This is a genomic window from Helicobacter sp. T3_23-1056 (assembly GCF_053654535.1).
Map to the genome: position 1 here is coordinate 65,473 of NZ_JBSIUU010000002.1, position 12,395 is coordinate 77,867.

Genomic DNA, 12,395 nt, shown 5'->3' on the forward strand with positions numbered 1-12,395 from the left:
GATAGCAAAAGCGCGTTGTGATTTTTCTTTGCCATTTTTAACCCCCTTTCACTATTTCAATCTCGGTGGAATCTAAATCGTAGAGTTTATAAACCAAATCATCGATTTTAGATTCTAGTTTGGCGGTGTTTGCGGTGGAATCTTTTGCCTTGGATTCTAAAATTTCATTTACAAGATTGATAATATTATCAGCGATTTTTTGGTTTTTGGAATCTATTTTTGGGATAGGGATTTTTTCTAAATTATTTATTTTAAATTCGCCCTCGATTCCGCCACCCATATAAAAATTTCGCATTGTAAAATAGATAAATTTAGAATTTAACAATCCCAAAAGATATTTTAGATTCTCGCCTGTGATTATGGTTGCGGTTGTGTCTGTGAAAAATTTTTGATTATCCAAGCAAAATCCCGCACCTTTTGCCATTATCTGTTTATAAATAATCTTTTCTTTCTCAAAATCCTCCAAATACGCGCAATTTCGCAAATTATACGGCGTTATGCCTTTGTCGTCCCTCTCAAACAATCCTTTGCCTTTTTTTCTCGTATCTTTTATTTGTCTATCAAAATGCGCCTTTAATGCAGGATAGTCGTTTGTATCAATGGGCGGAATCTTATTGCTGTCTTGCATAGTGTAGCCATTATGTGTGTTTATTAGCCACAGATTTGCCCATTCATAGCTATATCTTTTAATGTCTTGTCCGCGTAAAATGGGCTTTATGATTTGCTCGGTGCGCTCTTTTTCTGTTAGCATTGCGACATTGTGAGAGTCGTTAGGCTCGTGGCAATCTATATTTTTTCTTTGTGGATTGCCACGCTCGCTTTGCTCGCTCGCAATGACGGAGAAAGCCTTGCGTGATTTGTTGCTATTATCACACGCTTTTAAAATCGCTTCTTTTGTCGCAGTGTCGATGATAAATGCTTCATTGTAGCCTGTTTTTATGCCATAATTTATGGCTATGTCCCATTTTTTCAAAGGCGTGCCGATTTTTTCAATCTTTGCTTTTAGATTGTGAATGCGCGAATCTGCAAAGATAAATGCTTCGGCATTGAGTGAATCTTGGGGGATTTGCGTGTAAGTGAGATTTAGCAGGCTTATTTCTCTTTTTGCTCTTTTAGATTCGGTTGCGTCATCACTTTGGATTTCATTTGCCTTGCGAATCTGCTTTGAATCGACATAGTTTATAATATGTGATTTTGTGGGTTTTGCATTGAGTAGATTTACTATGCAAGTATCCACAGTGGCTTTGTCAAAGACTTTTATGCCGCCTAAATCCACAAAATCCAAAATCGTAGTAGATTCAAGCAAAAATTTGCGCAGATTTTCTCCATACCCTGCACGGCAGAATTTGTTGCTAGTGATTAGATGCAAAATGCCACGCGATTTTAGCAGTCCTAATCCCTTCTCATAAAAATATGTGAAAATATCGCTCGTGTTTGCAAAAATCTTAAATGCTTTTTGTAAATGCGGTTTTAGCTCTTTGATTTCCTCTTGGCGGATATAGGGCGGATTTCCTATCACTAAATCAAATCCCATAAAATCCCCGTTGCTATCCAAAACTTCGGGGAATTCAAGACGCCATTCAAATGGCTTGTTTGATTCTAAATAAAAAATGCTTTCGTATTCTTTTTTGAGATTTGCAAAAACTTTTTTTGCCTGTTTTTCATCAAATGTAAAATACCCAAACATTTGGGCTACATAAAGTCGTAAATTCTCATCATCTTTTGCCAAAAAGTTGCCATATTTTTTTGCATAAGTTTCGCATTTGGCGCGAAAGGATTTTATCTCTTTTTTAAATTTATCGCTAAAACAAAAATTGCGGAAACTTTGGCGTAGTTCATAGATTTTGTCGTTGATTTGTTTGCGACTATCAAAAATCCCATCTTTGTAGTTTAATACAGCCTCTTGATAGTTTTTGATTTTTTTAGCGATATTTGGATAATGACTTAAATCTTGCCCTAAATCAAAATATGAGATTAAACTATTTCCACATTTTATGTTTATATCGATATTTGGGAGGGTTTGCATTTGGTGGATTGTAGAGTCTAGATTTTTATCAAAGCCCTCATCGCCTTCTAGTAAATAATAGCTATTTTTTAGCAACTCTATCCATAATCTTAGTTTGCAGATTTCCACAGAATTTGGATTTATATCCACGCCGTAGAGATTGTTTTCAATGATAGATTTTTTAAGCCCAAATAATGTTTTTTGGATTTTGTGATTTTCATTGTCTATGTGCGTCTTGGCATAGCTAAAGTTTTTGCCACTTCTCTCACGCACGATGATTTCATCATTTTGGATTATGATATTGCCCGATGGGATATGCTCTATTAGTCCTAGCACATCATAAATAGCTATCATTTCATTTAGTGCTGCGACAAGAAAATGTCCGCTTCCTACCGATGGGTCGCAGATTTTTATCTCACGCAAAGTCTCTAAAAGTCCACATTTAAGTGCATTAAAATTTCTATCTACTTGAGTGCGCAATGATTGTAGATTTTCACATTGCCAATTAAACTTTTCATTAAATCTACTCACTACAATTTTGCCTAAACTCTCTTTGCACATATAGCTAGTAATAAAACTAGGCGTATAAAAACTCCCCTCTTTATAGCCATTTAGTTTCTCAAATACAAGCCCTAGCACACTTGAGCTAATGAGCTCTTTTTGCTCTATCAGCTCCCCTTCCTCATCGCTACCAAAATCAAAACTATCCAAAAACTCAAACAAATACGCCAAAAGCCCCACCATTCCACATTTTTGTTTGCCATTTTTATCTTTGATTTGCGTCTGGGCAAAATACTCTAGCTTGGCACTATCGCTTAGCTCGGCAATGCTAAGCGATTCCTCGCATTTGTGTTTTTCAAACAAGCTAGAATTTAAATATGGCAAAAAGCTAAGCGGGGAGTTAAGATTTCGCTTGTTTGGTTCTTTTGCTAAGATTTCAAAAAACAATACTGATAGGGATTTAAAATTAGGGATTTTGTGTAAGTTTAAAAATTTTAAATTGTTAGCATTTGCGCTACTTTTAGTATTGTGATTTTCTTGGCTAGATTGGTTGAAGCGCGTTAAATTTGCCTCGATTAGTTTCAAAAATAAAATGCGATTAAGCCATAGCACGACAAAGCACATAGCTTCATCAAACTCACGCAAATCTTGGGGGAGTTTATCTAAAATCGCGTTATATAGATTGCCCTGCGTGCTAGAATTTGGCTTAATCAAAATCCTGCCATTTTGCTTTACTTCGCTAAGCCCCATAATATAGAGCAACTCTTTGTAAAATTTTTCATTTAGCACATTTGCGTCATTTGGGCTAAACTCCCCAAACAAAAAATCCCTACTTAGCGTCTTAAACGCTGGCTTTAATGCTAAAAAGTGAGAATCTATGGAGGTGTGAATATGCAGGTATTGCAGCACAATATCACTAGAATCTAAAATTTTTTTTGCTTGGGTGTAAAACTCTTGTGTATTGCCCTTAAAAAGTGAATTAGTAGCGGTAAAATTTGCATACAAGCTCGCTAAATCGTGGTGTTTATAAAACTCTTCTTCAAAAAATTGCGCGCTAAAAACATACATTTCATAAAAATCTGTGAGAATAATTGCCTTAATGCCTGTGTGGTTGTCCTCTCTTGCACGAAAATAATACAACATCGCTTCAAGCAATGCTTTAGCACTTGGATTTGTCGCGCTAAATCTATCTTTAGAATCCCATTTTTTTGCTTCGATGATGACATCTATTTCATTTTCTTTGCTTAATACCAAATCAATCTTGCTTTTGCCTTTTTGCTTGTATTTGATTTGTGTTTTCAAGCCTAGATTTTCTAGTAACGGAGAGAGCGCATTTGCAACGAGAAAATCCTCATTTTGCATCTTGTTTTGCTCTAGTTTGTCTTTGTATGTGCTTAAATGCTTTTTAAATGCGATAAATTCTGTTTCGCTAATGGGGGTTTTGTAAAAATGTGGGATAAAAATGTCTTTGGGGCTAAGAGGTTGGACTTTAAGCATCGGTATCCCTGAAATCGCTAAATTTGGCAAAATGGCATTGTTTTCAAATCTTTGAATTTTAGCATAAGTGTTTGGTTATTGTTTAGTAAATGTGTTTGGTTTGTAGCCTAACTTTAAAAAGTGTGAAAGATTAGATTTTTGCCTGCATTTTTGCTTGCTTAAATTGATAAAATTTTTGAATCGACAAAAATATCATTTTTGTTGTTTATATGTGGTTGGATTATAGGATAATGCTTTTTTGTCATTACAAAGCTAATGCAATAATCTGTGATTTTGTGATATTGGGGTGTAAAAAATCGTTCAAAAAGTCCAAAATATTTTTAGATTTTGGAATCTAGCGATATTTACAAAGAAAAACTAGAGATTTTAGGATTTTGCGTTTTTTTGTGTCAATTCTAATAATGACAAAGTGCGTAAGATTTTGTAGGCAAATCACACTAAATCAAACAAGACAAAATCTACACTCCCAAATTGCTTTTTTACGCCACTTTTGTGTGGCGTAAAATCTAGCGTTTTTCAAGCAAAATTTTGCTTTTTGAAAAACTTTTCAAAAAGCATTTGCAAGTTTTTTTTGAGAGCTTTTAAAGCCGTTTTTTTAAACTACGCTCTTTTGTATTGTGCCTGTCCTATTTCATAGAAATTCACTCCCTTGCTATCGATTGCCACGATAGCGGGGAAATCCACCACTTCAAGCCTCGCAATCGCTTCAGGTCCTAGCTCTGGGTAAGCCAAAACCTCGTATTTTTTGATACTTTGTGCGATGAGTGCGCCCGCGCCACCGATAGCCACCATATATACGACTTTGTGCTTGATGATAGCGTCAATCACGGCTTGGTTGCGGTAGCCTTTGCCTATCATTCCGCTTATGCCTAGCTCCATTGTAAGCGGTGTGTATTTATCCATTCGTCCGCTTGTGGTGGGTCCTGCTGCGCCGATGACTTCGCCGGGCTTTGCAGGGCTAGGTCCCATATAGTAGATAGTTTGGTTTGTCAAATCCACAGGGGGTTTCTCGCCATTTTGGACTACTTCAAAAAGCCTTTTATGTGCGGCATCTCGCGCTACGAGAATCTGCCCTGTGATTAGGACATTATCCCCCGCCTTTAAGTGCGCTACTTCTTCTTTGGTAAATGGTGCTTTGATTTTGATTTCCATATTATCCCCCTTATAGTTCGATGTCTGCGTGTCTTGCGGCGTGGCAGTTGATATTGATTGCCACAGGTAGCCCTGCTATGTGTGTAGGATACCACTCGACATTCACGGCAAACGCCGTTGTGTTGCCTCCAAGCCCTTGTGGTCCCACGCCTGAGCTATTTGCGATTTCTAGCAGTTCGTCCTCTAGCTTTGCGTAGCGTTCATCTTTATTGTGGCTGCCCACTTCGCGCACGGCGGCTTCTTTGGCAAGCATTGCGGCTTTTTCCATAGTCCCGCCGATTCCCACGCCAATCACCATAGGCGGACAAGAATTTGGTCCTGCGAGATTCACCGCTTCGGTAAAGACTTTTTTCACGCCCTCGATTCCATCGGCTGGGACTAGCATTTTTAGTATGCTTTTATTTTCACTCCCAAAGCCCTTTGCAGCCATTTTTAGTTTGAGTTTATCGCCTTTGACAATGCGCGTGTGGATTATTGCTGGGGTGTTGTTTGTGGTGTTTTTGCGCTCAAAGAGTGGCTCAGCTACGGCACTTTTGCGCAAATAGCCATTGACATAGCCATTTTTCACGCCCTCATTGATAGCGTCCTCGATATATCCGCCTGTGATTCTCACATCTTGCCCGATTTCGACAAACACCACTGCTAAACCTGTATCTTGGCAAATGGGCACAAGCGTTTGCTCTGAAATCTTGCCATTTTCGACAAGTTTGCCTAGTATGCTTTGCCCTAGTGGCGAAGTCTCTCTCTCTTGGGCTTTTCTAAACGCCACCTTTATGTCATCTGTCTGCACACAGCACGCCTGAATGCAGAGTTTCTCCACGCTTTGCGCGATTGTAGCGCAATCAATTTCTCTCATTTTTGCCTCCTAATTAGTTGTTGTGGAATAGCAAATGGTAGCATATTTTTTTTGTAAAAAACGCTAAATCTTGTAAATTTTATCAATACGCGTATAAAATGAGAATATTTCAAGCAATATCTCTCAACAAATCCATAAAACTTCTCTTTAATATTTGTCCTATATACACTATAATAAAGAATAAAATCTTAAAGAAAAATGTTCATAAAATAAGTTAGAATGAGATTTTAAAAGGATTGTGATGATACGCTATAAGATTTCGTTAATGATTAGTATGTCTTTGCTTTGCTTTGGGCAAGTATGTGCGCTAGATTGGGATTCTACGGTGCTGGAGTTGAAGCGATACGCGCTTTCTTATTGTGTAGCAAATCTAGAGCGAAACAGGTATCAGCAAGAGCCTAGATTATGTAAAAAGGATTGCTTCGTGCAAAATAAAAAACTTTTGCGCAAGCTAGATAAGAGAATCTTTGATGAAATAAGGGCAGACATTGATAAAACAATTAACGAACCATATATGGTTACAAATGTATGTTTCAATAGATATTATGATGGTAATGGCAAATATTACGGCAGATACGATATAGAAAGCGTATTAAAAAAATATTGCAACACCTGTGAAAAACCTAAGAAAGATGACAAAAGCAAGGAGTAAAAATGGGCTACATAGTAACTGCAACTTGCAATGGAGTAAGCGCCTCTATGGAAGTGCAAAGACCGAGTTTATCGAGATTAGAAAAACAATATACCTATATTTCACTTGCGGAAGAAACATTTGAGGAAGATTTGTCAAAACAGAAAATATTACGCGATAAATTCTATCAAGAGCTTTATAACTATGGCAAAAAACACAATCTATTGCAAAATCCTAAATTTGCACGACAACTAAAAGAAGAGCCTGAAGAAATGAACTATATAGGCGCAAGATATGCCCTTGTAGGTGGAAATCTACTATACAATTATATTGAATATAAAGAGAGATACAAAGATACTTGCGCTATGCGCGTATGCTATGCGCTAAATAAAAGTCCTGTGCCTATAAAGAGTATGAAAAAAATGGTAGATGGGAAACCATATTGGCTAGGGAGCGATAATCATAGATATTACACCTCAGTAGATGATATAATAACCCTTTTAAATGATAATTGGGGAAAAACACAGGAATTTAGCACATTAAAGGACGATTTAGCCAAAGGCAAATCAGAGGATATTCTTATCAAAAACAACGATAAACAAAGAGAATATCTCGCAGAATTTGAAGCACTCAACATAAAAGGAATCGTAGCAATGAAAGGCATAAGACCTAATGGAGCAACCTATCGACATACGACATTGTGGAAAGGTAATAGTTTTTTAGATAATGAATTAAAACCAACTAAATTAATCGAGCAGGAAAAAATCATATTTAGTGAATTTCATTTTTGGCAAACTGACCCAAAATGCTCCATTAAATAAAGTTAAATACAAGGATACTCTAATGATGAAAAAATGTATTTTATGCTGTGCGCTGTGCATAGGAGTAGTGTATGGGAAGATGTGGTGGGATGTGGATTGGGATTTTAGGGTAAAAGAACTTAAACAATACGGGCTTTCATATTGCATAGCTTCACTAGAGCAAAAAGCATACACCAAAGAGGAGAGGACGGATTGCTTTAAGCCTCCTTATTTTGATGTGGATAAGGGTGAATATGTCACCAAAGGTAATGATAAATGTATAGTGAATAATAGATTATGTCCTATGGATTTTAATGGCGATGAAGCTGGTAATAGTAAAAAATATGTCAAACGCACTAAAGGTTGGCTTTGGGATTATAAGTTTGGGACTGGCAATAGCAAAGAGTGGGGTTGCCTTGTGGAAGAATATGTTTTCTTTGAGGGCATAGATGAAAATATCTTTGATGAAATCCGCGCATATACAAACGACATCAAGTCGTTAAAATCGTGCCTTATTATGTATGATAGCCCTACTTACCACAAAAACATAGAAAATCTATTAGAAAAATACTGCGGTAACTTATGTAGAGAAAAAAAATCTTTTCCTAGACTTTAAAAATACTAAGTTTTTAAAATGCAAATTTTGACAAGATTTTGCATTTGCCTTTGACTTAGAGTCGCTATCAAAGGCGTAAGGTTTTTGGATAAATTTTGCGTGAAGTTATTTTTAGATTTGCGCAAATCTTTATATAAATCCATTTTTAGATTCACGCAAAATTTATGCGAATCTAAAACCTAAACGCGCGGTTTAGATTCGCATTTTGCACCAAATTTTACTCCGCTACGCAGATTTTGCCTTTGGCTATTATCTTTTCACCTCTTTTCTTATTATCTTTTTTGCCCTACTTTGTGCATTCTTTTGGATTTCTGCGTGTTCGTTTTTAAAATTTAAATAACCAAAATCTAAACCCCGCAGTCATAAATACTATCTGCAAACCAAGCGCAAGGCGAATAAAAAAGCTCTTTACCACTATCTAAATCAGTCGTTGGCTCTGAGCAACCAAAATATCTTTCTTTTTTGCCTTTGCGCAAGGTTAAAATCCCAAAGGATTCTAACTCAAAGTCCCAAATTTCATTATTTAGCGTTAATTTCCCTTGAATTTTCTCACAATCATAATAACAAAACAAACTCGCTGGATAGCCCTCAAACTCAAGCACATAGTCGCTTTTTAGCCACTGCTCTATTTGCGGTGCGCTGGGCTTAAAATCGCACCACTCTTTGCCTTTGATATTTTTCATCTCTATGATTTTGATTTCTAATTTTTGCGGACAATAATTAAGCGTAGAAAAATCGCATTTATTTTCTGCAAAAACTAGGCAAACAAAAAGACAAAGCGCGAAAAAGCATTTTTTCATTTTCTATTCCTTTATAATAATTAGCTCGTGGCTTACCGCGCTTTACGAGATTCTAAACCTTCACTTAAATCCGCGCTAGAATCCACCTCAAAAAGCGCGGGTTGATTAGAAAAGTTGTAAGCCAAATTTGACATAGTCATTGTTCCTTATAAAGCAAAATCAAATGTCAAATTGTATAAAAGTTTGTCTTAACAAAACATATTTTGCTTTTATTTTGCGTAAATCTTTGGCTTCACTCCGCTACGCAGATTTTGCTCATCGCCACAAGCGTTTTATAAGAGACAAAAAGCACGGCAAGGGTTGCTAATATTAGCCCAAAAAGTCCAAATAGCATAAAAGTGGTGTGCCAAATGCCACAAACACTTCAAAACTCGCTATGCTAAACGCACACAGCGGGAATGTGAAAGCCCACCAAGATAAAGTAAAATGGTGGGGTGCGAAGCCGAAGCGCGTGAATGCTTTTGCAAGGCTTAGCATTAGTAGCATAAAAAAGAGCGCGACAAAATCCACCACAAAAATGCTCGGTGGCGCGATAAAGATAAAAAGCGTAGGCAAAAATTTTGATTCTAAACTCTCTTCAAAGATTAGCCGTGAAGTGATAAGCGCGGTTAAGATTAGCCAAAAAAAGCACCCGATTGCAAAGAATAGAAGCGAAAATTCGGAGTTGATTTTAGCAGAGTGTCCAGCCAAAGGCACGATTAGATTGCCAACGATGGGGATAAACCACGCGGGTTTTAGCAAGTGCCGTTTCATCGCATTGCTAAACCAAAAATTGATGACATAAATGCTTAAAAAAAGTTGCAAAAACGCGCTTATAAAAAAGGCGATTTGTAGCGCGAAAAGCACGGATTTGCTCTCATTAAACGCGACTAAAAATGTTATGATGATAAGCGCGTCAATAGGGATTGCGGAGAGAAAGTTGATTTTATTTGGTGGGTGGCTTCGGCTCTAAATTGCGCAAAATGCGTGGCGATTTTTAGCCCATAGATTTCTAGCAAAAGCGCGAAAATCACACATCAAACTTCGCATACAAAAACCACGCGTTTAAATTCGCGTTTTTTTTTCGCGCTAAATAATCCATCACAAACGCCACGAGTCCTATAAGTGCGACTATTGCCATCGGTAAAATGGGCGACATATAGCGCGAATCTGTTACAGGCGAAAATGCAGCGATAAAAAACGCACTCCAAAAAGTCGCAAAACTCACGCTAAACGCAAATATAAGCAAAGTATTATTTTGGCAAAGACTATCCGCAAACACCACTTTTCGCCGTCTCCACAAAATCGCACTTGAAAGCATTAAAATTACAAATCCCACGCCCACGCCCCAAGCACAATTTAACAAAATTTTGTGATTGTAACAAAAGTTATAAATTTGCTCTCGTAAATAACTAAATTTTATACTTCTTTCTTTGTTTGGAAACATTTCAAAATGTGTTACAAACCTAGTGCTTTGCATTTGCTTTGCATCAAATATCCAACCCGGATTTTGAAACCATATATTTTCAAACCATTTTGATTGATATTTGATATAGTTAAGTGGATATTTTAAAATAGATTTTGCCCATTGTGTTTGTAATTTGGATAATTTTCCACCCCTAAAAGTTCGATAATCATCGTAAATAGTATCTCCAAATATTAGGGCATCAGCATTAAATGGAAATTTACTATAAGTTTTTTTGACATTATCAAAATTTTTATTTGGTAAATACCACTCGCTATTAAAGCAAGAACTATCATTTGCTGGGACACAAGTCCCTGCGATTTGGTGCAAAAATAGATGATTAGCTGGATAGCCCTTGTGTGTTTGTAAAATTTTTGGCACTCCAATTACGACACTTAAACTTCCTATCGCGCTTAAACCTATAAGCAAAACATAATATTTTGTGAAAAGTTTTGGCGCAAGTCGCCTATCCTTAAGAAATATATAACATAAAACAAAAAACGCTGGAAATACGCTAAAGATTGCATTATGCCGCCAAAGAATCGCAAAAAACATTAGCACAAAAAGCAAAATCCATAAGATTTTTGAAATAATCTTTTGTTTTTTGCTCGAATCTAATGGCACTAGCACGATGAATAAAAGCAAAGAATATAAGCAAAACAATAACATTGCTAAATTAAAATTGCTTAATGGGATAAAATTTTGAAAATAGATATTGCCGATAAATGTTGGGAAAATTAAGATTAACGCAAATGGATTTTTAAAGCGCAAATAAAATCCAGCGATTAAAAACCAAATCCCCAAATAAAATGGAATGAGATTAAATAAAAAGAAATAGTAGATATGTTCGCCAAACAATGAAAGGAAAAGTTGAAATATATAAATATAAAATACTGGGTGCCAACCACTTTTATCGAGCATTATTAGCGAAAGCATATCTCCAAAATGGTGAAATCCCGGAAACCCCAGCCAAAAGCTAAAAGAGCAAATCCCAGCGCAAAGCGCAAAAGCAAATCCTAAAAATGCGTAGTCTTTGCGCGTTAGTGCTATTTTTTGCATATATTCAAGGCGTTTTGGTGGCAAAGAGTGCAATAAATTCACAAACACACGCCACAGCGCAAAAAATACCATTACAAAAACTAAAATATTGACAAAATACTTTACCAAACTTCGCATTAAAGGATAAAAATCCACTTTGTATTCTACAACGCCAAGCGATTCAAGTCCCAAAGCTCCCAAATCCTGCGTGGAGTTAAAAAATACATTGCGCTTGCTGTGTTTTAGTCCCTTAAATGCGCTTGTATCCACTGCGCTATCCCATTTATAGCCCTGTGCTACGACATTTGAAATAGATTGAGAGCGAAGCAAAGACGCAAGGCTTTGAAATTGTATCTGTGCTGTGTAGCTAAACTCGCCCTTAATTTCGTTGCGCTCTAGCGCAGTTTTTTGCTCGTGCAAGGACATTTTTGCATTATAAATCTTGCCACTTGTAGCGATATTTAGCGCACACGCGCCTATTATTCCCACCGCAAAAATCGCACTTAAAACGATTAAAAAGACTTTTAGCCACTTTGGAAGCGCGAAAAGTGCTTTTAGATTCGCCATTTTTGTCCTAAAATTACTCATTTTTTTGTCCTTTTTTTGAGATTTGATGTGAATTATTACCCACCCCCAAACCCCCTCCGCAAGGGAGGGGGCTTTTGGGATTTTGACTACGATATACGAATCGCTTTCTTGCAAAAAAGCTATAAAACGCCACCAAAAACGAAGCGATGATTTTACCAAGCATTGCATTTGCGCCAAAAAATTCCACGCAAAGCCACAAAATCACGCTATTTAGCGCGATTCCAAAGATATTGATTGCATAAATCGCACTTATTTCGCGTCCCAAACTCAAATGCGAACGCCCAAAAATCGCCCTTTTATACAAAAAAAGCCCAAGTAGCGAGATTGCCACAAACATTATGATGCTTGATATTAGATAGTGAATCTGTGCGATAAAAGTAAGCGCGTAAAATCCCGCCCACTCGCAAAGCGTAAGGATTCCGCCCAAAATCAAATACAACGCAAATTGTCGCTTTGTGGAGTGCATT

The 12,395-nt window shown here is 36.9% G+C and carries 10 protein-coding genes; 3 read left to right on the plus strand and 7 right to left on the minus strand.

All coding sequences use genetic code 11. The features are described from left to right. Positions 1-37 precede the first annotated feature (37 nt). From ACWIUO_RS01450 to ACWIUO_RS01460, 3 genes are all read right to left on the minus strand, one after another. Positions 38-4,003: a type IIG restriction enzyme/methyltransferase gene (locus ACWIUO_RS01450; RefSeq protein ID WP_454176174.1), complete on the minus strand. Its 3,966-nt coding sequence runs from the start codon at positions 4,001-4,003 to the stop codon at positions 38-40. 600 nt (positions 4,004-4,603) lie between these two features. After that, complete coding sequence (locus tag ACWIUO_RS01455) at positions 4,604-5,155, minus strand: Fe-S-containing hydro-lyase (protein ID WP_454176175.1); 552 nt, start codon at positions 5,153-5,155, stop codon at positions 4,604-4,606. Between the two features lie 10 nt (positions 5,156-5,165). Continuing rightward, entirely contained in the window at positions 5,166-6,011 is an 846-nt protein-coding gene (locus ACWIUO_RS01460; protein WP_454176176.1) for a fumarate hydratase, read from the minus strand. 241 nt (positions 6,012-6,252) lie between these two features. Here ACWIUO_RS01460 and ACWIUO_RS01465 point away from each other — a divergent pair, with 241 nt between their 5' ends. From ACWIUO_RS01465 to ACWIUO_RS01475, 3 genes are read left to right on the plus strand one after another with little or no spacing between them, the layout of a single operon-like run. Continuing rightward, complete coding sequence (locus tag ACWIUO_RS01465; protein ID WP_454176177.1) at positions 6,253-6,663, plus strand: hypothetical protein; 411 nt, start codon at positions 6,253-6,255, stop codon at positions 6,661-6,663. Between the two features lie 2 nt (positions 6,664-6,665). Further along, on the plus strand, positions 6,666-7,463 hold the full coding sequence (locus ACWIUO_RS01470; protein ID WP_454176178.1) for a T6SS effector amidase Tae4 family protein: 798 nt from the start codon (positions 6,666-6,668) through the stop codon (positions 7,461-7,463). 22 nt (positions 7,464-7,485) lie between these two features. Beyond that, positions 7,486-8,058 carry a hypothetical protein gene (locus ACWIUO_RS01475; protein WP_454176179.1) on the plus strand — a complete coding sequence of 191 codons (573 nt, stop codon included), beginning with the start codon at positions 7,486-7,488 and terminating at the stop codon, positions 8,056-8,058. A gap of 347 nt (positions 8,059-8,405) precedes the next feature. Here ACWIUO_RS01475 and ACWIUO_RS01480 read toward each other — a convergent pair whose 3' ends face one another. From ACWIUO_RS01480 to ACWIUO_RS01495, 4 genes are all read right to left on the minus strand, one after another. Next, positions 8,406-8,858, minus strand: coding sequence for a hypothetical protein (locus tag ACWIUO_RS01480; protein WP_454176180.1), 453 nt, complete (start codon positions 8,856-8,858; stop codon positions 8,406-8,408). A 309-nt stretch (positions 8,859-9,167) separates the two neighbouring features. After that, complete coding sequence (locus ACWIUO_RS01485; protein WP_454176283.1) at positions 9,168-9,782, minus strand: SLAC1 family transporter; 615 nt, start codon at positions 9,780-9,782, stop codon at positions 9,168-9,170. Between the two features lie 85 nt (positions 9,783-9,867). Beyond that, complete coding sequence (locus ACWIUO_RS01490) at positions 9,868-11,928, minus strand: hypothetical protein (RefSeq protein WP_454176181.1); 2,061 nt, start codon at positions 11,926-11,928, stop codon at positions 9,868-9,870. Next, entirely contained in the window at positions 11,921-12,394 is a 474-nt protein-coding gene (locus ACWIUO_RS01495; RefSeq protein WP_454176182.1) for a GtrA family protein, read from the minus strand. Before ACWIUO_RS01495 ends, ACWIUO_RS01490 begins: the two co-directional genes overlap by 8 nt. Position 12,395: the final 1 nt, after the last annotated feature.

Excerpts from the sequence above, each read along its gene's own strand:
- ACWIUO_RS01480 (WP_454176180.1), bottom strand. The coding sequence starts at position 8,858 with ATGAAAAAATGCTTTTTCGCGCTTTGTCTTTTTGTTTGCCTAGTTTTT.
- ACWIUO_RS01475 (WP_454176179.1), top strand. The coding sequence starts at position 7,486 with ATGATGAAAAAATGTATTTTATGCTGTGCGCTGTGCATAGGAGTAGTG.
- ACWIUO_RS01490 (WP_454176181.1), bottom strand. The coding sequence starts at position 11,928 with ATGAGTAATTTTAGGACAAAAATGGCGAATCTAAAAGCACTTTTCGCG.
- ACWIUO_RS01470 (WP_454176178.1), top strand. The coding sequence starts at position 6,666 with ATGGGCTACATAGTAACTGCAACTTGCAATGGAGTAAGCGCCTCTATG.
- ACWIUO_RS01455 (WP_454176175.1), bottom strand. The coding sequence starts at position 5,155 with ATGGAAATCAAAATCAAAGCACCATTTACCAAAGAAGAAGTAGCGCAC.
- ACWIUO_RS01450 (WP_454176174.1), bottom strand. The coding sequence starts at position 4,003 with ATGCTTAAAGTCCAACCTCTTAGCCCCAAAGACATTTTTATCCCACAT.
- ACWIUO_RS01465 (WP_454176177.1), top strand. The coding sequence starts at position 6,253 with ATGATACGCTATAAGATTTCGTTAATGATTAGTATGTCTTTGCTTTGC.
- ACWIUO_RS01460 (WP_454176176.1), bottom strand. The coding sequence starts at position 6,011 with ATGAGAGAAATTGATTGCGCTACAATCGCGCAAAGCGTGGAGAAACTC.
- ACWIUO_RS01495 (WP_454176182.1), bottom strand. The coding sequence starts at position 12,394 with ATGCACTCCACAAAGCGACAATTTGCGTTGTATTTGATTTTGGGCGGA.